The 24,047-nt window shown below is 63.2% G+C and carries 22 protein-coding genes; 10 read left to right on the top strand and 12 right to left on the bottom strand.

The genetic code is table 11. The features are described 5' to 3' along the window. Window positions 1–339, top strand: coding sequence for a GYD domain-containing protein (locus EOC94_RS00380; RefSeq protein ID WP_127288277.1), 339 nt, complete (start codon window positions 1–3; stop codon window positions 337–339). Window positions 340–346: 7 nt separating this feature from the next. Here the strand turns inward: EOC94_RS00380 and EOC94_RS00375 are convergent, their stop codons facing one another. The 3 genes from EOC94_RS00375 to EOC94_RS00365 all read right to left on the bottom strand — a co-directional run bounded on the left by EOC94_RS00375 (window position 347) and on the right by EOC94_RS00365 (window position 2,185). Then, window positions 347–1,294 carry an LLM class flavin-dependent oxidoreductase gene (locus EOC94_RS00375; protein ID WP_127288584.1) on the bottom strand — a complete coding sequence of 316 codons (948 nt, stop codon included), beginning with the start codon at window positions 1,292–1,294 and terminating at the stop codon, window positions 347–349. Window positions 1,295–1,430: 136 nt separating this feature from the next. Continuing rightward, entirely contained in the window at window positions 1,431–1,586 is a 156-nt protein-coding gene (locus EOC94_RS00370; RefSeq protein WP_082982575.1) for a hypothetical protein, read from the bottom strand. A gap of 206 nt (window positions 1,587–1,792) precedes the next feature. Beyond that, complete coding sequence (locus tag EOC94_RS00365) at window positions 1,793–2,185, bottom strand: hypothetical protein (RefSeq protein WP_127205300.1); 393 nt, start codon at window positions 2,183–2,185, stop codon at window positions 1,793–1,795. A 309-nt stretch (window positions 2,186–2,494) separates the two neighbouring features. Between EOC94_RS00365 and EOC94_RS00360 the strand changes: the two genes are divergently transcribed. Together EOC94_RS00360 and EOC94_RS00355 are read left to right on the top strand one after the other, a co-directional pair. Continuing rightward, complete coding sequence (locus EOC94_RS00360; RefSeq protein ID WP_348627388.1) at window positions 2,495–3,751, top strand: NAD(P)/FAD-dependent oxidoreductase; 1,257 nt, start codon at window positions 2,495–2,497, stop codon at window positions 3,749–3,751. Window positions 3,752–4,204: 453 nt separating this feature from the next. Next, entirely contained in the window at window positions 4,205–6,334 is a 2,130-nt protein-coding gene (locus EOC94_RS00355; RefSeq protein ID WP_245465461.1) for a DUF294 nucleotidyltransferase-like domain-containing protein, read from the top strand. Window positions 6,335–6,396: 62 nt separating this feature from the next. On the opposite strand, the gene EOC94_RS00350 is transcribed toward EOC94_RS00355, so the two are convergent. After that, window positions 6,397–7,029: a hypothetical protein gene (locus EOC94_RS00350; RefSeq protein ID WP_127288275.1), complete on the bottom strand. Its 633-nt coding sequence runs from the start codon at window positions 7,027–7,029 to the stop codon at window positions 6,397–6,399. Window positions 7,030–7,330: 301 nt separating this feature from the next. Here EOC94_RS00350 and EOC94_RS00345 point away from each other — a divergent pair, with 301 nt between their 5' ends. The 4 genes from EOC94_RS00345 to EOC94_RS00330 all read left to right on the top strand — a co-directional run bounded on the left by EOC94_RS00345 (window position 7,331) and on the right by EOC94_RS00330 (window position 10,206). Further along, window positions 7,331–7,585, top strand: coding sequence for a DUF4212 domain-containing protein (locus tag EOC94_RS00345; protein ID WP_095484984.1), 255 nt, complete (start codon window positions 7,331–7,333; stop codon window positions 7,583–7,585). A 14-nt stretch (window positions 7,586–7,599) separates the two neighbouring features. After that, window positions 7,600–9,465, top strand: coding sequence for a sodium:solute symporter family protein (locus tag EOC94_RS00340; RefSeq protein ID WP_126104410.1), 1,866 nt, complete (start codon window positions 7,600–7,602; stop codon window positions 9,463–9,465). Between the two features lie 107 nt (window positions 9,466–9,572). Further along, window positions 9,573–9,881, top strand: coding sequence for a YggT family protein (locus EOC94_RS00335; protein WP_095484982.1), 309 nt, complete (start codon window positions 9,573–9,575; stop codon window positions 9,879–9,881). Window positions 9,882–9,885: 4 nt separating this feature from the next. After that, on the top strand, window positions 9,886–10,206 hold the full coding sequence (locus EOC94_RS00330) for a hypothetical protein (protein ID WP_126104409.1): 321 nt from the start codon (window positions 9,886–9,888) through the stop codon (window positions 10,204–10,206). Window positions 10,207–10,230: 24 nt separating this feature from the next. Here the strand turns inward: EOC94_RS00330 and EOC94_RS00325 are convergent, their stop codons facing one another. After that, window positions 10,231–11,211, bottom strand: coding sequence for an AraC family transcriptional regulator (locus tag EOC94_RS00325; RefSeq protein WP_126104408.1), 981 nt, complete (start codon window positions 11,209–11,211; stop codon window positions 10,231–10,233). Between the two features lie 232 nt (window positions 11,212–11,443). On the opposite strand from EOC94_RS00325, the gene EOC94_RS00320 reads away from it, so the two are divergent. The 3 genes from EOC94_RS00320 to EOC94_RS00310 all read left to right on the top strand — a co-directional run bounded on the left by EOC94_RS00320 (window position 11,444) and on the right by EOC94_RS00310 (window position 15,147). Further along, window positions 11,444–11,896: a (2Fe-2S)-binding protein gene (locus EOC94_RS00320; RefSeq protein ID WP_095484979.1), complete on the top strand. Its 453-nt coding sequence runs from the start codon at window positions 11,444–11,446 to the stop codon at window positions 11,894–11,896. 3 nt (window positions 11,897–11,899) lie between these two features. Further along, window positions 11,900–14,119: a molybdopterin cofactor-binding domain-containing protein gene (locus EOC94_RS00315; RefSeq protein ID WP_127288274.1), complete on the top strand. Its 2,220-nt coding sequence runs from the start codon at window positions 11,900–11,902 to the stop codon at window positions 14,117–14,119. 143 nt (window positions 14,120–14,262) lie between these two features. Then, on the top strand, window positions 14,263–15,147 hold the full coding sequence (locus tag EOC94_RS00310) for an NAD(P)H-binding protein (RefSeq protein ID WP_127288273.1): 885 nt from the start codon (window positions 14,263–14,265) through the stop codon (window positions 15,145–15,147). Between the two features lie 23 nt (window positions 15,148–15,170). On the opposite strand, the gene EOC94_RS00305 is transcribed toward EOC94_RS00310, so the two are convergent. From EOC94_RS00305 to EOC94_RS00270, 7 genes are all read right to left on the bottom strand, one after another. Then, a complete protein-coding gene (locus tag EOC94_RS00305; RefSeq protein WP_127288272.1) occupies window positions 15,171–16,115 on the bottom strand; it encodes an ABC transporter permease in 945 nt (314 codons plus the stop codon). Beyond that, window positions 16,112–17,167, bottom strand: coding sequence for an ABC transporter permease (locus tag EOC94_RS00300; protein WP_127288271.1), 1,056 nt, complete (start codon window positions 17,165–17,167; stop codon window positions 16,112–16,114). The genes EOC94_RS00305 and EOC94_RS00300 overlap by 4 nt, the downstream gene beginning before the upstream one ends. Beyond that, window positions 17,167–18,657, bottom strand: a complete 1,491-nt coding sequence (locus EOC94_RS00295) for an ABC transporter ATP-binding protein (protein WP_127288582.1) — start codon at window positions 18,655–18,657, stop codon at window positions 17,167–17,169. The genes EOC94_RS00300 and EOC94_RS00295 overlap by 1 nt, the downstream gene beginning before the upstream one ends. Window positions 18,658–18,932: 275 nt before the next feature. Beyond that, window positions 18,933–19,964, bottom strand: coding sequence for a BMP family protein (locus tag EOC94_RS00285; protein ID WP_127288269.1), 1,032 nt, complete (start codon window positions 19,962–19,964; stop codon window positions 18,933–18,935). A 164-nt stretch (window positions 19,965–20,128) separates the two neighbouring features. After that, entirely contained in the window at window positions 20,129–21,334 is a 1,206-nt protein-coding gene (gene pcaF / locus EOC94_RS00280) for a 3-oxoadipyl-CoA thiolase (protein ID WP_127288268.1), read from the bottom strand. Between the two features lie 62 nt (window positions 21,335–21,396). Further along, entirely contained in the window at window positions 21,397–22,686 is a 1,290-nt protein-coding gene (locus EOC94_RS00275) for an FAD-binding oxidoreductase (RefSeq protein ID WP_127288267.1), read from the bottom strand. Next, on the bottom strand, window positions 22,686–24,038 hold the full coding sequence (locus tag EOC94_RS00270) for a glutamine synthetase family protein (protein ID WP_127288266.1): 1,353 nt from the start codon (window positions 24,036–24,038) through the stop codon (window positions 22,686–22,688). The genes EOC94_RS00275 and EOC94_RS00270 overlap by 1 nt, the downstream gene beginning before the upstream one ends. Window positions 24,039–24,047 lie beyond the last annotated feature (9 nt).

Below are 24,047 nucleotides of genomic sequence, written 5' to 3'. Positions count from 1 at the left end.
ATGCCCGAAGATACTGCCGACACACCCGCCGCAGCCAAGACCGGCCGGCTTTACGTCTCGCTGATGCGGTTGACCGACAAGGGGCTGGCTGAGCTTGCCGGCAGCCCCGATCGCCGGAAAATCAGCGAGGAGCGGGTTGCCGCACTTGGCGGCAAATCCGTCGCCTTCTATGCCACGCTCGGCGCCTATGACTTCGTTCAGGTTTTTGAAATGCCTGATAACGAGGCCATGATGCAGTATGTGCTGACGGCCCGGCGCGACGGCTTCGTCGAGCCTCTCATTCTGCCGGCGTTCGACCCGCCGACCTTCGGCGACATTGTCGAACGCGTCCTGAAATAACCAGCGTTCAGCCTGCGGCACGTGTTTCCCGGACCACGCGGGATGCAAACGCCTCGGGCTGCGGGGCATCGGCCTCGCGACGCGCCAGCGAGTTGCGCAACAGCGCGATCACCTCGCGGCCAGCCGTCGCGATTTCGCGCGGCCTGTCGACGCCGACGATCATGAATTCCTGGATTCCCAAGGCCGCGTAAGGAAGCAGCGCCAGCGCGACTTGCGCCGGAGGCCCGGCAATTTCGACCGCCTTCTGGCAGGCGGCTTTGTCCTCCGAACGGATCCGGACGGGAAGCGCGAAACGCAGCTTGCCGGCCCGGCCGTGTTCGGCGGCGGCACTGCGCACCCGCTCCATCAGCTGCCGGATCTCGTCGAGCGAACCCGGCGTCAGCTCGAAGACATCGGCATGCCGCCCGGCGACCTTGAGCGCCGTTCCGGACTGTCCGCCCATGCGGATGGTCATGTCGGCGCCATGCGGTCCCTTGCGCGGCACATAGCCGGCCCTGACGCTGTAGAAGGCGCCTTCATGATCGAACGGCCTGTCGTTCGACCATAACCGCTTCAGCAGCACCAGATATTCGTCGATCCGCTGCCAGACGACCGTATGGCCGACCGGACGTGCCTCGGCGTCGTCGTCGCTCAGCGGCTCGCTGAGCATCCTGAGCGACAGCCGACCGCCACTTTCTGCGTCGAGGGCTGCCAATTGCCGCGCCGCCACCGTCGGCTCGATCACACCCGCCCAATGTGCGAGAACGACCTCCAGCGACGAGGTGCGGCTCAGCGCCTGGGCGGCAATATCCATATTGGTTAGCAGCCCAGCCGGATCGTCGACGACGATCTTTTGGAAACCGATGTCCTCGACCAGCGACAGCTTTGTCGCGGTTTCCGCGAAATCGTAGAAAAACGGCACGGTTGAGTCGGCGGGGTGAGCTTTACCGGGAACATGCGTGAACTCGATCGGCATTGCCATCTCCTCCATCACGTTGGGATCACGGGCGCGCAAAAGCGCACCTGAATTCGGTTCATTCAACTCCGGTATTCTGAAAGCGGCAGGTCGCTACCCCTGATCATTCAGGGCCCGACGGCTCGGGACTTCATGGTCAAGGGATAAGGCCCAGAACAACCGCTCCGGTGAACACAAACGCAAGGGCAAAAACGAGGTAGGCAAAGGCGCCTGCATAGGCCGGCCGCCAAGTCTGGTCAGAACCAAGCCTTTGGCCTTTGCGGGCAGTCCGGGCGTTCTGGAAATAGGACATATCGACCTCCGTCTTCGGCGGTTAATCTATAAAATCAGTAGACTTTGTCGAGTGCTATTTTCCAGCGATTCTTAGAATGTTTTTCTCAATTATGATGATAATTTGGTTTGTTTTCTGCTTAGAGCTATGCTTCGAGCCTGATCGGCCAAGTGATAAAAACCCCGGGCTCCTGCAGGCGGAGGGACGGGGATGGGCGGAGCGGCCTCCTATCTGCTGGGCGGCCTGTAAGCTTCCAGACCGAACAGCATCAGCACGAGCGACACCAGGAAGAAGCCGACCGCAACGCCGAGCGCGATCCGGGCGTAGAGTTTGTAAACGTCGCTCATGATGGTGCCAAACACCCGTCGCGCCGGGCCATCGGCTGGGCGCGACTTCTCGTCGAGATAGAGCCAGACTTCGGTGTGCTTGGGATTCTTGCTGCCTGCGGTCGTGGCTTTCCACATCAACGCCAGAACCATGGTCAGCGTGAGGAACGCGCCGGCGCGGAAGGCGGATACCGGGTTGAAGGAGAAGCCGATCATGACACAGCCGATGGCAAGCGATCCGAACATAACGGCGCGCCCGATGCATCCCACAGCAACCCGCTTGATCTCGTCCATCGGCTGCCTCGGCAACAAACTGGCCGACAATGTGCGAGCGCTTCGACCGTATCAAAATCACTTTAAGGCGAATATGCCGCCTGGACGGGTGAACCTCCGGGATTCGGATGGACGTGAGGGCGCAGCTCCGGACCGACCGGCGCACTTTGCGAGCGCCACAGCCTAAAATTTGGCCATCGACGCGGCCGGCGGCGCTGGCGAACCGGAATGCGCTCGGCCAGTCGGACGGAAATCGGCGGTGCTGGACTCATTGCCATGGACAAGGCTTAATGCTGCGCGGGGCTGGCGAGATCGCCGGGGGGGGCGATTATGAGATCACCGCAGCAAATGACTGACGGCGGCGATGTTCTCGATGCTGTCGTCATCGGGGCCGGCTGGGCCGGCCTGGGTGTCAGCTATTGGCTGGCGCGACGGGGCCTGCGCCACAGCGTATTGGAGCGGGGCCGCATAGGAGAGACCTGGCTTACACAGCGATGGGATTCATTTCGGATGAATACTCCCAACGTCCAGACCGTCATGCCGGGCGATTGCTATGACGGTCCGGATCCGGATGGTGCCCTGACGCGCGATCAGTTCGTCACTCTCCTTGAGGATTTCGCTGGGCGCAACGCGCTGCCGATCGAACCGGATACTGCGGTAAGCGAACTCACGCACGAGAATGGCGCCTATCGGCTGACCACCTCACACGGCACGCTTTGGGCGCGCAATGTGATCGTCGCAAGCGGCAGCCTGAATTGTCCGGTGCGCCCGGTCTGGGCCACCGCGTTGTCGCCAGCTCTCCACCAGATCGACGCCTCCGGCTACCGCAGCGCTGCCGATCTGCCCGATGGAGCGGTGCTGGTGGTCGGAGGCGGCCAATCTGGTGTTCAGATCGCGGAGGAATTGGCGGACGTGGGTCGAACGGTCTTCCTTGCGACCAGTCGTGTCGGACGGCTCCCACGGCGCTACCGGGGTCGCGACATCATGGTCTGGCTGCTCGAAAGCGGGTTTCTCGACGTGCGCCGGGAGGAAGTCATTCGACTTGCGGGACGCATCCCGCCGCGTGGTGTGCTCGGGTCGATGCATACGATAAGCCTTCAGGCGCTGAGCGCGCAGGGTGTCGTGCTTCTTGGGCGCCTCACCGGCATCGAGGATGGCGGCAGCCTCTCGTTTGCCGACGATCTCGAAGCGAATGCCCGCTTTGCGGATGAAGCCTCCGAAAATGTCAAACGCCATGTCGACGACTATATCAGCCGCGCCGGGATCGATGCACCCGTTGCGGAGCCCGACCCGGCGGAGACGGTCGCGATGCGTCAGCCGAACCCGACGATCGGTTCGCTCGATCTCTCCCGCTCCGGCGTAACGAGCGTGGTGTGGTGCACGGGTTTTAGGGGCGATTTCAGTTGGATGAGGCTTCCCGGTGCGCTCGACAGCGCGGGACAGCCTGTTCACGCGGATGGCGTGGCCGCCCTGCCGGGCCTTTACTTCGCAGGGCTGGACTTCGCCTCCACACGCAAGTCAGGCATCATCTTGACGATCGCCGAGGAAGCACCTCGCCTTGTCGAACATATCGCAAGGCATTCGTGACCGCCTTTGGCATAGTCGAGAAGCTCTTGACCGTCAGGGCCGGGATTAGTGTCAGAGGCCGGCAGATCGTCAGCCACCGCCTTGCGCCGCCACCAGGGTCACGTCTCGCCCCTTAGCGACGTTCCTACTGAGCGAAGGCAAAGGCCCCCAACGATCAGCCAATAACTTCGCTCCTGCACGACTGAATGTCTGCTATGATTACCGCTGGAAGCGATCGGTCCCACTTCCGGCCCGAGCTAGTCGAAGATAGGCGAGGACCCAAATGACCGCTTGTGGCGCATTACAGCCGACATCGCGGCCGCCCTCCACTTGCGCGGTGTTCAACGTCTTTTCGCGGCCCGCGCTTCTCTCCGGGATCGGCTATGCTGCAGGGCAAGCAAGATCGACCTTTCCGGCATCGACAGAGCGCTGTCTCGGCAAGCCGGGACATCCGGCAGAGGAATGCTATCGGCTATGCCGAAAGGGACCAAATTGAAGCCGGCGACCGGCGCGACACCGCTGATAGCAATTGCGGCTGCGGCCGTCGACACCGAAACAACCGGGCCCGACGCCACAAAGGCACGCGTGATCCAGATCGGCGCGATCGGCATCGCGCATGGCAAGGTCGTCCGGCAACCTCAGCTCGATCTCCTCATCGATCCCGGCGAAGCGATCCCGTCCGAGGTCTCGCTCGTCCACGGCATCACGGATGCCGATGTTGACGGGGCCGGGACCTTCCTGGACGCATGGGCGCAATTCCAGGAGTTCGTCGGGGACCGTATCCTCGTCGGCCACTCGATCGGCTTCGATCTGGCGGTATGGGAGCGCGAATGCCGACGCGCCCGTTTGCCCTGGAAAAAGCCTCGGGCGCTGTGCGTCCGGCTTCTTGCAACCATAGCAAATCCCAATCTGGCAGACCATTCGCTGGAAACGATCGCCGCCTGGCTTCGCCTGGAGATAGCTGGCCGCCATTCGGCTCTGGGCGATGCGATCGCGGCGGGAGACATCTTTGCCGCGCTGATTCCGGAGTTGCGCAAGCGCAACATCCGAACACTCGGAGAGGCAGAGGTCGCCTGCCTTGCCCTTTCGGACGCTCTCGAAGCCGGCCATCGCGCCGGCTGGGCCGAGCCGGTGTCGCGACCCCAGGCTCCCGCGTTTCAGCCGGTTGATCCCTATGCCTATCGCCATCGTGTCGGCAGCCTGATGAGCGGCCCGCCGGTCGTGGTGAAGTCGACCAAGCCGACAAGGCAGGTCATCGACCTCATGGTGAAGCGCAAGATCAGCTCGGTCCTCGTGTCCGACCGAGGAACGCCGGATCAGCCGATTGAGGACTATGGCATCGTTACCGAGCGTGACCTGCTACGCCGCATATCGTCCGACGCCGAGCGCGCTTTTGACATGCCGGTCGCAAGCATCGCAACGCGACCGCTGATAAGCATCCGCGCCGCCGCCTTCGCTTATCGGGCGATCGGCCGCATGGATCGGCTGAAAGTCCGCCACCTCGCTGTCCGCGATGACGGCGGCATGCTGGTCGGCGTGCTTTCGTCGCGTGACCTGCTGAGGCTCCGCGCCGCCGCTGCCATCGATCTCGACGACACGATCGAACATGCCAAGGACGCCGCCGAACTGGCGGCCACATGGTCGATGCTGCCGGGCGTGGTACGTTCGCTGATCGGCGAAGCGATCGACCCACGCGTGGTGGCGGAAATCATCAGCGACGAACTTTGCTCGCTTACCCGCCGCGCCGCTGTGCTTGCCGAACAGCAGATGCTAATCGAAGGCCACGGCCCGCCGCCCTGCGCCTATGCCACGCTCGTGCTCGGCTCAGGCGGCCGTGGCGAAAGCCTGATGGCCCCAGACCAGGACAACGCAATCGTCTTCGCAGAAGGCGAGCCGGACGGGCCCGAAGACCGCTGGTTCAAAATTCTCGGCGCCAAGCTCGCCGACATGCTCGACATATCAGGCGTGCCGTATTGCAAAGGCGGGGTAATGGCCGCGAATGCCCCATTCCGCGGAAGTCTCGACACCTGGAAGGCGCGCGTCGAAGATTGGGTTCGCCGCCTACGGCCGGAGGACCTGCTCAACGTCGATATCGTCTACGATCTGCGGCCGGTTCACGGCGACACGACGCTGGCCGCGCAGTTCATCGAATATGCATATGAGCGTGGCCACGCCGAGCCGGTGTTCGCAAAGCTTCTCGGCGAGCAGATGACAACCGGCAATCCCTTCACTGTTTTTGGCGGCTTTCAGCTTGAAGATGGCCGGCTGAACATCAAAAAGCATGGCCTTTTTCCGATCGTCGCGACCGCACGCACGCTTGCAATTCGCCATGGCATCCGCGAGCGGAGCACACGTGCCCGGCTCGAGAAACTAATCGCGCTGGATATTGGCGGCGAGCGCGACATGAAGGCGATGCAGGCTGGTCATGCCATGCTGATCGGCTTGCTGCTCGCTCAGCAGACGCATGACATCTACGCCGGTATACCGGTATCCAACCGCATCGAGGTCAATGCCCTGACGCGCGAGCAGCAAATAGAGCTCAAGAGCCTCATTAAGCGCCTTCAGTCGGCACCCGACCTGGTGCGGGACCTGATGTTCGCATAGCTGGCGACTATTGGACAGTGCAAGGCCGAAGGCGAAGCCCTGGATATCGGCAGGAACAAAGCTCAGATGCGCGCGGCACCAAGCAGTTCGTCGACGAGGGCGCTGCGGTCAGCCTGCTCAAGGAAATCCTCATTCGCGCGCAGCAGATTCATTCTCAGGAAGTTGAAAATGTAATCGTAGTCGTTGGTCAGGAGATTGGGGTGGATCGGGACCATCTCGAAAACCGTTCGCGCCAGCGGCTCGGGGATTTCGCGCACCGGCCGCGGCGGACCGATCTGCGTGGCGGCGAGGCGCTGACGTGTGAGTTCGGCGGCGTCCTCCCAGAAAGAGGGGGCCGAGCCCTCCGGAACGGCATATTTGGAGAAGCTTGCCAGGGCCACTTTTTCCAGCGCCGCCGGCAGACCCCGCTGGCGCAAGCCGGCAGGTTCGCGCAGCGCGCCCTCCACCATTTCCGCCACGATGGCATAGCACGCAGGGTAGGCGCGCCAGCGTGAATGGTTGAGCGCCGCCTGGAACTCCTTCTCGCTGAACAGCTTCTGCCAGTAGACCCCTGCCCTGACGCGGCAGAACTCGACGATGCTTTTCTGCGCCAGGAAGGCGGCGCGCGAATCCATGAAGTCAGCCAGTTCGCCGACGCTGCCGATCGGCTGCGGCTTGCGCAGGAACTCGGGCAACAAATCGTTCAGCAGGCCCATGGCGCTCTCCCTTCGGTTTTGTTCCAACCGATGTTAACCGTTTAGCCTCCGTCACGCCGCACCGCCAGCCCTCTTACGCACCAAGTTCCTCTCACCGATTCTCCAGTCCTCCCACCGATTCTAAAGTCGTATGAACAGCAGCGGCAAGAAGTGTTACTCCTATAAAGTTACGGTCGGCTGATTCTATACCTGGCCGCAACATATGCCGGAGGACTTCCGCGCTAGCGGAAGAGGCAAGCTTTAAACGGCGCCTTGCGCTCGAGACGGTTCGCAAGCTGCCAACCAAGGGAGGTTCAACGCTATGGCGACGCCAGACCGCGTAAGTTATTGGAACAAGACCAAGAGTCTCATGTTCGTCATGCTGGGACTGTGGGTGTTCTTCGGTTACGTTATCCACATGTTCGTGGAGCAACTCAACACCATCGTCATTTTTGGCTTTCCGCTCGGTTTCTACATGGCCGCTCAGGGCTCGCTCATCGCCTTCGTCGTCATGCTGTTCTGGTTCGCACGGCGCCAGAACGCGATCGACGAAGAGCATCATGTCAATGAAGAATGATTGGGGGGGCTTCAATGGCTAACACGACAGCGACTACGGCAGGCGGAGGCGATTTCACCTCCAACCTCGGCCGCATCTACGGCATCTACACCGGCGGCTTCATAGCCTTCATCATCCTGATGGCTATCTTGAGCGCCTTGGGTGTCGAAAACGTTGTAATCGGCTACCTGTTCATGGGCTTTACCATCGTCATCTACGCGGTGATCGGCGTCCTGAGCCGCACCATGCATGTTGGCGAATATTACGTCGCCGGGCGGCGCGTGCCGGCGCTCTACAACGGCATGGCGACCGGCGCCGATTGGATGTCGGCGGCTTCCTTCATCGGTATGGCCGGTTCGCTCTACCTGCTCGGCTATGACGGCCTCGGCTTCGTGCTCGGCTGGACCGGCGGCTACGTGCTCGTGGCCATCCTCGTTGCACCCTATCTGCGCAAGTTCGGCGCCTACACGGTTCCCGACTTCCTGTCGGCGCGCTATGGCGGCAATCTTGCCCGTCTGATCGGCGTGGTCGTTCTGTTCTCCTGCTCGTTCACCTATGTGGTCGCGCAGATTTTCGGCACCGGGCTGATCTCGGCCCGCTTCCTGGGAATCGACTTCAACGTCGCAGTCTATGTCGGCCTCGCCGGCATTCTGGTCTGCTCGATGCTCGGCGGCATGCGCGCCGTCACCTGGACGCAGGTCGCACAGTACATCGTGCTGATCATCGCCTATCTCATCCCTGTCATCTGGATGTCGACGGTGAAGACCGGCGTGCCGATCCCGCAATTGATGCAGGGCCAGGCGCTGGCGAACATCACCGCGCTTGAGACGGCGCAGGGCATCACGGTGCACCACATCACGCCATTCGTGCATGGTGGCTATGATGCCAAGAACTACTTCCTGCTGATCCTCTGCCTGATGGTCGGAACGGCGTCACTGCCGCACGTCCTGATGCGATACTTCACCACCCCGTCGGTGCGTGAGGCGCGCGTTTCGGTCGCCTGGTCGCTGCTGTTCATCTTCATCCTCTACTTCACGGCGCCCGCCTATGCGGCGTTCGCCAAGTGGACGATGCTCGACCTGGTGGCGTCCGGCCTGACGCCTGAAAACATCTCGGAGAAAGCCGGATGGATGATGCGCTGGGCCGCTGCCGACAATACGCTCGTGCAGATTTGCGGCAAAGCGGCGACAGACACCGCGGCGATCGTCGCGGCCTGCGCCGAAAAGGGCGTGACGGCACTTTCGTTTGCCGATATCAACCTCAACGCCGACATGATCGTGCTGGCCACGCCGGAAATGGCCGGCATGCCTTACGTCATCTCGGGCCTCGTCGCCGCCGGTGGTCTTGCCGCCGCGCTGTCGACGGCGGACGGCCTGCTGCTGGCCATCGCCAACGCGCTCAGCCACGACATCTACTACAAGATGATCGACCAGAACGCGCCGACGTCGCGGCGTCTGATCGTGTCGCGCATCTTGCTGGTTATGGTCGCGGTGCTGGCTGCTTACGTCGCATCGACCAAGCCGTCGGACATCCTGTCGATGGTGTCGTGGGCGTTCTCGCTTGCAGCCGGCGGGCTCTTCCCAGCCCTGGTGCTCGGCGTTTGGTGGAAGCGGGCCAATTCGGCTGGCGCTGTCGCCGGCATGATCGCTGGCTTCGGCATCACCATCTTCTATCTCGTCATGACGCAGTACGGCGCCGACTTCGACAAGGCGACGCCCAATATGGAACTGTGGTGGGGCGTGAAGAACATTTCGTCGGCGGCCTTTGGTCTGCCGGTGGGCTTCGCCGTGATGATCATCGTCAGCCTTCTCACCAAGGCGCCGTCCCGGGATATGCAGGATTTCATCGAGGAAATCCGTGTGCCTCGCGGCAAGCAGATGATGGAAGAAAAGATCGCCTGATCTCGCATAGCGATCGGCGCTCGAGGCGGGGTCCGGCGACGGACCCCGCTTTCATTTCGGGGGCGTCGCTGGCATAACGCGGCGCCGCCGCTCCTTGGAAAATCCACATGAACGATTTCTGGTCTTACTGGTATTTCCACCTACCGAATTTCATCCTTGCCGCGGTGATGTACACGCTGATGGGGCGTCTCCTGCTCGGCCTCTTCGTGCCCGAAAGCTGGGACAACTACATCTGGCGCTTCTTCAAGACCGTCACCGACCCATTCCTGCGGATCGTGCGGACCGTCACGCCGTCGATCCTGACCCAGCCGGTTGTGATCGTCTTCAGCGTGCTCTGGCTTATGGCCTTGCGCATCAGCTATCTCGTCTTGCTGATCAATTTCGGCATCGCGCCGATGACTTCACAGGGGGGTTGAGGCGATGGACAGAAACGCTCTTGTGCCTGTCATGGCGGTCGCAATCGTCAACGGTATCTTTTCGCCTTGGGTGCTGATGGTGTTCCTGTTCTATCCGGTTTGGTATCCGGCCTGGGCGCCCCCCCTAAGTCAGATCGTCTACATGGCAAGTGCGCTGATCCTGTCGACGATAACCATCATGCTCGCCGGCGTGCCGGCCGCGCTCTATGAGCGCTGGTCGGCGCAGCCCAGAAGCATCGTCGTTTCGTCTATCTGGCTTGCCGGCACGGTTTTGTTGACGCTGCCGGCGCTGCCGAATGTGGTGCGGGCGCTAAGCGGCGGCTGAGATTTCCCTTCGGCTCGGGTCGGATCAACCGGCTTTCAGCCAGCGGGCAGCGGCCGTGTCCTCTGGGCGCGTGTTGAACGTTGAAGGGGAAGCGGGGTTCCGGCCACGGCCATATTGCCGTGGTGTGCAGTTCATGACCCTCTTGAAGGCCGTGCTGAAGGCGCTTTCGGATTCGTAGCCGAGCGACAGGGCAATGACGGAAATTGGGTCGCTGGAATTTGCCAGCCTGTCCCCCGCCAACAGCATTCGCCAGTTCGTCAGGTACTCCATCGGCGACGTCCCAACCATCTCCTTGAATTTCAGGGCAAAGGTCGATCGCGACATGCCGGCACGCTCCGCCAGCTCCTGCAACGTCCAGCGATGCGCCGGATCGTCGTGCATGGCGTTGATCGCAGCAGCCATCTGTCTATCTGCCAGCGCGAAGAACCACCCAACGCCACCTCCCAGCCCTTCCGCCAGATGCAGGCGCAAGGCCTGAACCAGCATCATGTGGGCGAGGTGTTGCGCGACCAGGAAACCGCCCGGCTGCGGCTCGTGCAGTTCCTGCATCATCCGCTCCACCGACCAGCGCAGCGCCGCCTGATCCGTTTCTTTCCGGATATGCACGATGGGCGGCAGCATGCCCAGCAGCATGCCGGCATGATTGCCACTGACAGCGAAGCGGCTACCGACAAGAAAGAAATCACCGCCGCCATTATACGTCACGACGCCGCCAGCCCGCGCGGGGGGAAAAATCGTGCCGGCTCCGACAGGCGTCAAAGTCATGTCGCTTGCGAGGCGGAAAGGCCGCCCGCTCGGCAGCACGAAGCAGTCCCCCTTCTCCAGCCGCACCGCATCGGCAACACCTTCCACGGTGAGCCAGCACCCGCCGGAAACCACAGCGTAGCATTTGATAAGTTCGTGCTGATCGGAGAACTGGATTGACCAGTTTCCCCCTGCATCGAAGCCGGCGGACACATAACTGCGTGGCTTAAGCAGCGACAGCACATCTGAGAGCGGATCCATGGGCCTCCCGGACGATTGCGAAGATAATACGGACTTTACAGCATAGATCGCATTTCCTCAACAGGCTATTTTATAACAACGTCTCCGACAATGTGGAAACATCTGAAGTAATAATCAAATTCTTGAAATATTCATGATGGCATAGTCGTGGATGTCTACGGATAGAGCGGATAACGTTGCCATCATCACTGGAAGAAATCCGATGATTGCGCCGGTTAAGGGAACAATAGCCATGACAGCGTTCACGATCAATGGACGGGCGGTGGATCTCGCCGCCGAGCCAGATACCCCGCTTCTATGGGTGATACGAGAGCATCTGAAACTCACCGGCACCAAATTCGGCTGCGGCATCGCGCAATGTGGCGCCTGCACCGTTCATGTCGACGGCGAGCCGACGCGCTCCTGCATAACGCTGCTTCAGGACGTGGCCGGAATGGAGGTGACGACAATCGAAGGCCTGTCGCCGGATGCCAGCCATCCGCTACAGCAGGCCTGGATCGCCGAGCAGGTGCCGCAATGCGGCTACTGCCAGTCCGGGCAGATCATGCAGGCGGCGGCGCTCCTCAAGAGCAACCCCAACCCCACCCGCGATCAGATCGTCGAACACATGGACGGCAACATCTGCCGCTGCGGGACCTATGTGCGAATCATCAGCGCCATTCAACGCGCCGCACGGGAGGCCTGAGCCATGACCGAGACATTGCAGCTGCATACCAGAACGTTGTCGCGGCGCAGCTTCCTCATCACCGTTGGCGCCACCGGCATCGCAGTTGCGTTCGGAGGCCTGCTCCAGGATGCCTCGAGCGCCAGCGTTGCGCCGGCGCTCGAGGGCAATTACCGGCCGAACGCCTGGCTGGCCATCGCTGCCGACGGCACCGTGACCATCATGTCACCCGCATCCGAGATGGGGCAGGGTATCATGACGACGCTGCCGCTGCTCATCGCCGAGGACATGGATGCCGATTGGCACAAGGTTCGTGTCGTCCAGGCCCCGTCCGACGCGGAAAAGTACGGCAACCCTGGCTTTTACGGCGTGCAGCTCACCGGCGGCAGCGAATCCACGCGGGGCTATTACAAAATGTTGCGCCTGGTCGGCGCCCAGACCCGCAAGATCATACTGGCAAGTGCCGCCGACATGCTCAACGTTCCGGTGAGCGAACTCACCACGGAGCCCAACCGAGTCGTGCACGCGCGGTCGGGCCGCTCGCTGGAGTATGGCGAGGTCGCCGCGGCCGGCGCGCTTCCGGATCCGCTGCCGCAGGCGACCGACGCCGATCTGAAGCCGAGCGATCAGTGGCGCTATATCGGAAATCTGACGGTGCCGCGTATCGACATACCCTCGAAGGTCGACGGCACCGCGATCTTCGGCATCGACGTGCAGCTTCCGGACATGCTGTACGGAGCGGTGCTGCGGGCGCCCGTTCAGGGCGAGCAGCCGGCAACCATCGACGATGCCGAAGCCAGGACCGTGCCGGGCATCACGCACATCGTGCCGCTGCCTTACGGCGTCGGCATCATCGGCGAAACGGTCGAGGCGACGAAGCGGGCCAAGGATCTGCTCAAAATCGTGTGGACCACGTCGTCGCGGATCCGCAATTACACCAGCGATCGGCTGTTGGAAGAGTATCGCCGCGTTGGCCGCGACCTCACCCAAACCGGCGTCAACGCTGCCGCGGAGGGCGACGCACAGGCCGCGATCTCGAAGGCCGCAACTCTCATCGAGGTCGATTACATGAGCGACCATGTTCACCATGCGACGATGGAGCCGATGAACGCCACGGCGCTCGTGACCGGCGATACGGTCGAAATCTGGGCGCCGACGCAAGGCCCAACAGGCACCCAAGGCTTTGCCGCGGAGGTGGCCGGCACCACCCCTGATAAGGTCAAGGTGAACACCACCCTGCTCGGCGGCGGTTTTGGCCGCAAAGCCGAGGCCGACTTCATCATCGATGCGGTGTCGCTCGCCAAGGCGGTGCAGGGCCGCCCGATCAAGGTCATCTGGAGCCGCGAAGACGACGTCCAGCATGGCAAGTACCGGCCGCTCGAAGCGCAACATGTGCAGGTCGGGCTCGACGGCGACGGCAACATTATCGGCTGGCGGCATCGCATCGTGGCGGATTCCATTTTTGCCCGCACAATGCCTCAACTGTTCGAGAGCGAAGGCGGCCACGACAGTGTGGTGACCGAGGGCGCCCATTTCAACTATGCCGTCCCTGCGCATCAGATCGAGTACATCCGTAGGGATAACGGCCTGGACATAGGCTTCTGGTTCGGGGTCGGGGTTGGCTACACCAGGTTCGGCATCGAATGTGTCATCGACGAAATCGCGACCGCCAAGGGGGTCGATCCTGTGGCGCTTCGACTGGAGCTCCTGAAAGACCAGCCGCGGGCGCGCAAGGTCATCGAGACCGTCGCCCAGATGGCGGAATGGGACCGCCAACGCGACGGGCGGGCGCTGGGCGTCGCCTATTCCGATGCCTTTGGCTCCCACTGCGCTGAGATCGCCGAGGTCTCGCTTGACCGCGAGACCGGCGAGATCCGCGTGCACACCGTGTGGTGCGCTGTCGATCCGGGAATAGCCGTACAGCCACGCAACATCGAAGCGCTGATGATTACCGGGATCACAGGCGGCGCCAGCCATGCGTTGTTCGAGCAGATCAACATCGTCGATGGCCAGGTGCAGGAAACGAACTTCGACACCTATCGGGTGATACGCATGTCCGAGGCACCCAATATCAAGGTCACCGTTATTCCAACCCCCGAGGGACCGATCGGGGGCATCGGCCAGGTCGGGCTGCCGCCGATTGGTCCGGCGATCGCCAACGCGGTGGCGCGGCTCACCGGCGGCGTACGGCTCCGGCACTATCCGTTCCTGCCGGAGCGCGTGCTGGCGGCGCTCAACGCCTGAATTGGGAGGTGCTCACCCTCGCCTCGTTGCGCTCATGGCGGTCGTCTGGATGATTCAAGCGACCGCCATCGGACGGGGAACGCGAGAGCTATCTATTCCCGTCGATCGCGAAATGCGGTCACGACACGAAGTGAGAGATCCATATGATCGTCGTCACCACACCCACAGGCAGTATCGGCCACCAAGTCCTCGATGCTCTCCTTGACAGCGGCGAGCCTATCCGGGTGATCGCGCGCGATCCCTCCCGTCTGTCCTCGCACACCCGGCAGCGCGTCGAGGTCGTGCAGGGGTCGCATGGCGACATCGATGTCGTCAACCGGGCCTTCACTGGCGCCGACGCCGTGTTCTGGCTGGTGCCCCCGGACTTCCACGCCGAGAACGTCGAGGCAGCCTTCGTGGATTTCACCCGGCCGGCGTGCGACGCGATCAAGAGCCAGGGAGTGAAACGGGTGGTCGCAGTGTCGGCCCTTGGTCGCGGAACGGCTATGGCCGCGAAGGCCGGGCATGTGTCGGCGTCGCTGAAGATGGACGATCTGATCGCGAGCACGGGCGTCGGCTACCGGGCGCTGACAATGCCTTCCTTCATGGACAACATCCTGCGCCAGGTAAAGCCGATCAAGAGCCAAGGTATCTTCTTCTCGCCGATCTCGATGGACCGCAAGCTCCCGACCTGCGCCATCCGCGACATCGCCGCCGTCGCCGCCCGGCTGCTGCTCGATCCCTCCTGGAGCGGACAAGACTGTGTCCCAATCCTCGGCCCTGAGGACCTGTCCTTCAACGACATGGCGCAGATCATGTCGCAGGTACTGGGAAAACCAGTGCGCTTTGAGCAGATCTCTTTCGAGGCATTCAGAGCGGGTTTCATCGAACGCGGCGCCTCCGAGGCGTTTGCGCAGGCCATGGTCGACATGCTGGAGGCCAAGAACGAAGACCTCGATACCGCCGAGCCGCGTACTCCTGAGTCCGCCACACCCACCAGCTTTCGCCAATGGTGCGAGGAAGTACTGAAGCCCGCAGTCGCAAGCTAAGGACCCGGCATTTCGCCTGGCTGTCAGCGTTCTTCCCGGCGAAACGGCTTGAGCAGCGCAGAGGGCGCCACCGCGTTGCGCGACATCACCGCCATGGCGACGATGGTGAAGATGAAGGGCAGCATCAGGAACGCCTCATAGGGAATGTGGCCGAGCCCGCTCGCCTGCATGCGCAATTGCAAGGCATCGACGAAGGCGAACAGCAGGGCCGCCCCTGCCGAACGCCAGGGATCCCAGCGGCCGAAGACGACGAGCGCGATCGCCACCCAGCCGCGCCCCGAGACGAGGCCGAAGGTGAAGGCGTTGAACTGCACCATCGATAGGAAGGCGCCAGCCAGCCCCATCAAGGCGCCGCCGAGGATCACCGCCTGGAAGCGCGTCGCGATCACGCCGACGCCGGCCGAATCGGCGGCGCGCGGATTTTCGCCGACCATGCGCACCGACAGGCCCCATGGTGTCCGGTAGAGAACGAAGGCGGCCAGGGGAACCGCAAGGATCGCCATGTAGACCAGCGAAAACTGGTTGAACACCGCCGGCCCGAGCACCGGGATGTCGGAGAGAACAGGGATCGGCAGCGTTTCGAACCTCTTGATGCTCGGCGGCACCGATTGCTGGCCGAAGATCAGCCGGTAGAGGAAATAGGCAAGGCCCGAGCAGAACAGCGTGACACCGATGCCGCAGACATGCTGGCTGAGGCCGAGCGCCACCGTGAACAATGCATGCAGGGCTCCCATCAGCGCACCGGTGAGAACTGCCGCCAGCACGCCGAGCCACAGGCTGCCGCTGAGGTTGGTCGCGGTGAAGCCGGTCATCGCCGACAACAGCATGATGCCTTCGATGCCGAGATTGAGCACGCCGGCCCGCTCGGAGAACATCTCGCCCAGCGTCGCAAAAGCCAAAGGCGTGGCGATGCGGATGATCGCAGCGAGGAAGCCGACCTGAAAAATCTGTTCGAGCACCACGCTCATTTGGCTGTCCCCACGCGGCGGATGCGGTAGGCGGTGAACAGCAGCGCCACCAGCATGGCGAGCAGCGCGGTTCCCTGGATGACGTCGCTGAGGAAGGCCGGCACGCCGGTGGCCCGCGACATCGCCTCGGCACCGGTCATGACCGCCGCGAGGAAGAGCGCCGCCGGCACCACGCCGAGCGGATTGAGCCTCGCCAGCATGGCAACGACGATGCCGGAATAGCCATAGCCCGGCGAGATGTCGCTCATCACCTGGAAATGCACGCCGCCGACCTCGCCGACGCCGGCAAGTCCGGCGAGCGCCCCGGACAGCAGCGCCGTCGAGATCAGCACGCGCTCGACATGAATGCCGCCATAGCGCGCAGCTTCGGGATTCTCGCCGATGACCCTGATCCTGAAGCCGAGCGTCGTGCGCGCGATCAGGAACCAGATGACCGGCGCAGCAAGGAACGCCGCCACGACCCCAAGATGCAGCCGCGTGCCTTCGAGCAGTACCGGGAAATTCGCCGAATCCTCGATCGGCGGCGAGATCGGGTAGCCGCTGAAACTGTCTTTCCACGGGCCTTCGATCAGCGCCATCAGGGCATAGAAGATGACCGAGTTGAGCAGCAGCGAGCTGACCACGTCATCAACCCTGAATTTTACGCGCAGCGTCGCCGGCACCAAGGCGATCGCAGCGCCGGCTGCAGCACCCGCCACTGCCATGAGAAGTATGGCGAGCGGCCCCGGCATCGGGATGGCGCCGACCGCGCAGCTCGCCACCGCACCGGCCAGCAACTGCCCCTCGGCGCCGATGTTCCAGAATTTGGCGCGGAAGGCGACGGCGACGGCAAGCCCGGTGAAGATCATCGGTGTTGCACGCACCAGCGTTTCGGTGATTGCGTAGCTGTCGCCGAGCGACGCCGAAAACATCACGCCATAGGCCTCGATCACGCCGGCGCCAGCCAGTGCGATCAGACCGCTGCATAGCACCAGCGTTGCCCCGATCGCCAGCAGCGGCAGAGCGAGATTGAACCAGCCGGGCGTGCTGGTGCGAGCTTCCAAGCGGAACATCAGCCGTGACCCTCCGCCCCGGTCATCATCAGGCCGAGCCGCGCGATGGTGGCGTCGGCGCTGGCGAGCGTGCCAACGATGCGTCCCTCATACATCACCGCGATGCGGTCGCAGAGCATGAGCAGCTCTTCGATATCCTCGCCGAGGACGATGATGCCGCAACCCTTGGCACGCATGTCGAGGAACTTTTCATGGATAAAGCGCGCCGCGCCGATGTCGAGGCCACGCGTCGGCTGCGACACGATCAGCACCTTCGGATCGAAGGCAAGTTCGCGCGCCAGCAGCGCCTTTTGCAGATTGCCGCCGGACAGCGCTCCGGCCCGTGTCATCGGCCCGGGGCAGCGTATGTCATAGGCCTTGATCTGCGCCTCGGCGAAGGCGCGGATCGCGTCGGGCCTGAGCAGGCCGTTGCGGCTGAACGCGTCGGTGCCGATGCGCGGCAGCACCATCGAATCGGCGAGCGGCAGGTTGGTGACCAGCCCGGTCGTCATGCGGTCTTCCGGAATGCGCCCGAGACCGAGCGCTTGCACCTCGCGCGGCGAGAACCGCGAGACAATTTTGCCGGCTATGGTCATCCGGCCGGCATCGGGCGCACGAACGCCGGAGATCACCTCGGCCAGCGCCCGCTGGCCATTGCCCGAGACACCGGCAACGCCGAGGATCTCGCCTGCACGCACAGCGAGCGACACATCGCGCAGCGCCATGCCGGAATGGCGCGACGTCGAGATGCCGTCCAGGGTCAGCACCGCGGCACCCGGCGTCGATGGTCCCCGGGCCGGTGGAACGATCTCGTGACCGCACATCAGCCGCGCCATTTCCGAGGACGTCGTGCTGGCAGGTGCGTCGACGCGGCCGGCAACGCGTCCGTGCCGCAACACGACGCAGCGATGGGTCAGCGCCCTGACCTCGTTGAGCTTGTGCGAGATAAAGATGATGCCGAGGCCCTGGGCCGCCATCGACCGCAGTGCCGAAAACAGCCCGTCGACCTCGGTTGGCGCCAGCACCGCCGTCGGCTCGTCGAGGATCAGCAGCCTTGCGCCGCGAAACAGCGCCTTGACGATTTCGAGACGCTGCTGCTCGCCGACCGAGAGTGCCGAGACGGGAAGGTCCGGATCGAGCGTGAGCCCGTGCTGCCGGCCGATCTCCCCCAGCCGCGCCAGCCCGCCGGCGCGATCGATCCGGCCCGACTTTCCGGGAATGCCGATCAGCAGGTTTTCCAGCACCGAAAGCCGCGGCGCCAGATGGAAGTGCTGGTGCACCATGCCGATGCCGGCGGCAAGCGCATCGGCCGAACTGTTGATCGTCACCGGACGGCCCTGAACCAGGATCTCGCCGGCATCGGGCGCATAGGCGCCGAACAGCACGTTCATCAGCGTCGTCTTGCCGGCGCCGTTTTCACCCAGCAGCCCGAGAATTTCACCGGGTGCCACGCTCAGATCGACGGCTTCGTTTGCCTTGACGGCGCCGAAGCTCTTGGAGATGCCGCGCATTTCGATGAGTGGGGCGGGCCTCGGCACGGGTGCTCCTGATCGGAATTGGCTCTACGATTCAGCTTTGATCGACGGGATGCGCCGCACCCCCTCTGGCCTGCCGGCCATCTCCCCCTCAAGGGGGGAGATTGGATGTCACTTCGGCTTTCGCAAATCGTCAACGCTGAAGAAAAGGCGCTGTCGGCGAAGCTGCAAATCTCCCCCCTTGAGGGGGAGATGGCCGGCAGGCCAGAGGGGGGTGCGACAAGCGCCAGATCCCCAAAAAAGACAGCGCTCTAATCCGAAACCGGCGTGTTCTCGTCGACATCGACGCGGAAATTGCCGTCTAGGATTTCGGCCTTCCTCTTCTCGACCAGCTCCTTGACGTCAGCAGGCAGCGTCTTGTCGAACTTGTGGTAGGGCGCCAGAAAGGAGCCGCCCTTGGCCATGCGCGAGAAATCGCCGTAATCCTGCGCGGTGAAGACACCCGCCTTGACCAGCTTGATCGCGTGCTCGACCGTCGGATACATGTCCCATACCGGGCCGGTGATCACCGTGTCCGGGCCGAGGCTCGACTGGTCGGACATGTTGGAGATGGCGAGGATTTTCCTCTCGACCGCCGCTTCGATGACGCCGAAGCGTTCGGCATAGATCACGTCGACGCCGGCGTCGATCTGGGCGATAGCCGCTTCCTTCGCCTTTGGCGGGTCGAAGAAAGAGCCGATGAAAGCGACCTTCCTCTTGATATCCGGATTGACCTCCCTGGCGCCGGCGAAGAAGGCGTTGACCAGCCGGTTGACCTCAGGAATGCCCATCGCCGCGACGGCGCCGATCGTGCCTGATTTCGACATCTTTCCGGCGATCAGGCCGGAGAGATAGGCCGGCTCGTGGATCCAGTTGTCGAAGACTGCGAAATTCGGCTCAGCCGGCCCGGCGCCGGAGCCGAACAGGAAGGCGACCTTCGGGAACTGCTTGGCGGTTCGGCGGGATTCGCGCTCGGCGGCGAAAGCATCGCCGAGAACCAGCTCATAGCCGCCTTGCGCATATTCGCGCATGACCCGGCTGAAATCGGCCGATTGCACCTTCTCCGACCATTTGTATTCGATGCCGAGTTCCTTCTCGGCCCTCTGCAGGGCGACATGGATCTGGTGGTCCCATGGCTCCTCGATCGGCGTGGCGAAGATCGCCGCCACCTTCAGCTTCTTGTCCTGCGCCAAGGCACTGCCCGGCAGCATGGCTGCCGCCAGGCCGAGCGCGCCCAGCTCCAGCACATCGCGTCGCGAAAGTCCTTCGCGTTTCGATTGGATTTTGCTCTTCCCATTTTCCATTGCATGCCCCTCTGATTGACGCCGTGTCGAGCCGGCTGTTTCTTTGAATTATCAGCGAGGGAACTATGGAACGGCGTCCGACCTTTGTCCACATGGTCAAATTTGCCGGGAAGCTGCAGCCGGCCGCCCGTCATGGCAAGCCGCGGCCGGCGCCTGATCTCGTTTTATAGCCCCTCCAGCGCCACGGCGATGCCTTGGCCGACGCCGATGCACATGGTGGCGAGCGCATAGCGGCCGCCGCGCTCGCGAAGCTCCAGCGCCGCGGTGCCTGATATGCGCGCACCCGACATGCCGAGCGGGTGGCCGAGCGCGATGGCGCCGCCATTCGGATTGACGTGTTCCGCGTCCTCGGCAATGCCGAGTTGGCGAAGCACGGCGATGCCCTGGGAGGCAAAGGCTTCGTTGAGCTCGATGACGTCGAAATCTGTCGGCTTCAGGCCGAGCCGGGCACACAGCTTCTGCGTCGCCGGCACAGGGCCGATACCCATGATGCGCGGCGCCACGCCGGCGGCCGCGCCTCCTAGAATGCGGGCGATCGGCGTCAGGCCATATTTCTTTACGGCCGCTTCCGAGGCGACGATCAGCGCCGCGGCACCGTCGTTGACGCCCGACGCATTGCCGGCCGTGACCGTGCCGCCTTGCCGGAACGGCGTCGGCAATTTCGCCAGTGCTTCGATGGTCGTGCCCGCGCGGGGATGCTCGTCCTTCGAGACGATAACCGGATCGCCCTTGCGCTGCGGGATCGTTACGGGAGTGATCTCTTTCGCCAGCCGGCCATTGGCTTGCGCGGCGACCGCCTTGTCCTGGCTGCGCAGGGCGAAGGCATCCTGGTCCGCGCGGGAGATGGCGTACTCTTTTGCGACATTCTCACCGGTCTCCGGCATCGAATCGACGCCATACTGCTTCTTCATCAACGGATTGACGAAACGCCAGCCGATGGTGGTGTCGTAGATCTCGGCATTGCGCGAAAACGCCGTCTCCGCCTTGGGCATGACGAAGGGGGCGCGGCTCATCGATTCGACGCCGCCGGCGACCATCAGCTCCGCCTCGCCCGCCTTGATAGCGCGCGCGGCGATGACCACCGCATCCATACCCGAACCGCAGAGGCGATTGACGGTCGAGCCGGGAACCTCCTTGGGCAGTCCGGCGAGCAGCAGCGCCATGCGCGCCACATTGCGATTGTCTTCGCCGGCCTGGTTGGCGCAGCCATAGACGACGTCGTCAATATCAGCCCAGTCGACGCCGGGATTGCGCTCGACCAGCGCCCTCAGGGGTATGGCACCAAGATCGTCGGCTCGGACCGAGGACAGCGCCCCGCCGAAGCGGCCGATCGGCGTGCGGATATAGTCGCAGATATAGGCTTCGGCCATCTATGCAGCTTCCTCTTTTACGTTCCCCCGTGCGCCGCCTGCTACGGCCCGCTCGCTTTCGCTCAATGCTTGATGCGGTCGCGCATGGCGTACCAGAGCATGCCAAGCACATAAAGCGGACCACGCAGCGCCGTGCCACCAGGAAACGGCATTGGCCTCAGCGTCGAAAACAGATCCAACCGCGAAGCGTCGCCGGTGATCGCCTCGGCGAGCAGCTTTCCCGACAGCGTCGACAGGATCACGCCCTTGCCGGAATAACCATGCGCAAAATAGACCTCGCCATAGTGGCCGACATCCGGCAGGCGCGATGTCGTCACCGAGACGAGCCCGCCCCAGGCATGATCGATGCGGCGGCCGCGCAATTGCGGAAAGGTGTTTTCCATATGCGGGCGCACGAAGCCGGCAATGTCGGCGGGCGGTGACGGCGTGTAGCGCTCGCCGCCGCCGAACAGCAGGCGCCCGTCTGCCGACAGCCGATAGTAGTTGACGACAAAGCGCGTGTCGGAAACGGCCACATTGCTTGGAATGACGTCGCTCGTGTCGTCCAGCGGCTCGGTCGCGATGATGTAGTTACCGACCGGCATGATGCGACTGTTGACGCGCGGCTCAAGCCCCTGGAGCAGGGCGTCGCCAGCCAGCACGACATGCTTGGCCCGGACCGAGCCCTTGGCCGTCGAAACCATGATGGAAGGTTGCCGCTCCAGCCGCAGCGCCACCGAATTTTCGTGGATGGTGACGCCCGCCGCTGCCGCCGCACGGGCAAGACCCAGCGTGTAGTTCAGCGGATGCATATGGCCGCCGAGCTTCTCGTACATCGCGCCGTGATAGGGCGTGTTCACCATTCCACGCGCCTGCGCCGCCGACAGCATCTCGATGTCATGAAAATTCATCACGGTGGCAAGGCACTCGGCCTCTTCTTCGAGGTCGCGCAGGTCGGAGCTATTGACCGCACCGGCGAGGTGGCCGGTCAGCCGGAGGTCGCAATCGATGGCGTGGCGCTCGATCAGGTCGAGCACCAGCCCGCGCGCCTCGAAGGCGAGATCGAACAGCGCCCGCGCCCGTTCGGGCCCATAGAGCTTGACCAGACCCTTGGCGCCCTTGCGCAGGCCGGGGATGATCTGGCCGCCATTGCGCCCGGACGCGCCCCAGCCGATCTTTCCGCCTTCCAAGAGCACCACCTTCAGCCCGCGTTCGGCGGCATGAAGAGCCGCGGACAGGCCGGTGCAGCCGCCGCCGACCACCACCAGATCGGCGTCAACGTCGCCTTGCAGCGCCGGTTGATCGAGCGCCGGATTGGCCGTCGCGACGTAGTAGGACTTGCCAATATCCAGGCCGGAATTGAAGCCCATCATCACACCTTGAGCAGCAGATGATCGCGTTCCCAGCTCGTGACGACGCTTTGGAACAGGTCGAGCTCGACGCTCTTGACGCGCAGGTAGGTCTGGAAGAAATCCTCGCCGAGCAACTCCCGGACCGGACTGCACGCGGCGAAACGGTCGAGCGCCTCCTCCATGGTTTTCGGCAGCGTGCTCTTGCTGCGATATGCGTTGCCCGATGCCTCTGGCGAGCGCGAGAGCTTTTCCTCGACGCCGAGATAGCCGCAGAGCAGAGAGCCGGCAATCGCCAGGTAGGGATTGGAATCGGCGCCGGGCAGCCGGTTTTCCACCCGACGAGCGGCGCGCCCACCGGCCGGCACGCGCAGGCCGCAGGAGCGGTTGTCATGCGACCACTCGATGTTGGCCGGCGCGCTGTGATTGGGCCGGATGCGGCGGAACGAATTCACGTTCGGCGCAAACAGCGGCATCACCTCGGGAATGTATTTCTGCAGGCCGCCGATGAAATGCCCGAACATCTCGGTGTCGGCATCATCACGCCCGGCAAACAGCGTATTCCCGGCCTCGTCGATCACCGACATGTGGAGATGCATGGAGCTGCCGGCTTGTGCGGCGATCGGCTTGGCCATGAAGGTTGCATGCATGCCGAATTCCTGTGCGGCCTGGCGCGTCAACCGCTTGAACAGCAGCACCTTGTCGGCCAGCGGCAGCGCGTCGCCATGCAGGAAATTGATCTCGAGCTGCGCCGTGCCCGATTCATGGATCAGGGTGTCGAGCGGCAGCCCGGCCTTTGCGGCGTAGTCGTAGAGTCGCTGAACCACCGGCTCGAACTCCTCCAGCGCCGCCATGTCGTAGGGGTGCTGCACGGTTTCGGAGCGGCCATTGCGCCCGACTGGTGCTGTCAGCGGCCGATCAGGATCGGGATTGGGCGCGGTCAGGTAGAACTCGAGTTCCGGCGCGACTACCGCCCGCCATCCGCGCTGGCGATAAAGATCGAGCACGGCCCTTAGGACATGACGCGGCGAGGCCATCCACGGCCGATCGTCCATGTGAAACGCATCGGCAAAGACATAGGCCCTGCCTGCTCCGGCGCCAGGCGCAAGGCAGAGCGTCGCGACATCCGGCACCATCCGCATATCGGGGTCCTGATAGCCAAAACCCTCGTCGTTGGAACCGGAATAGCGGCCGTCGATGCAGACCAGGAAGGCGCTGCTCGGCAGATAGAGCGCGCGATCCTCGAGTGACTTCAGCAGCTTGGCCGTCGGCAAGGTCTTGCCGCGCAACACGCCATTCACGTCCGGCACCAGGCACTCGACTTCCCTGATCCCCTGCTGCTCCAGCCATCCCTTCGGATCCTCCATTGGGGTCATTTGCGGTGC

It is taken from the genome of Mesorhizobium sp. M6A.T.Ce.TU.016.01.1.1 (assembly GCF_003997065.1).
In the GTDB taxonomy this organism is placed as follows: domain Bacteria; phylum Pseudomonadota; class Alphaproteobacteria; order Rhizobiales; family Rhizobiaceae; genus Mesorhizobium; species Mesorhizobium mediterraneum.
This window is presented reverse-complemented; position numbering and strand designations above follow the sequence as displayed.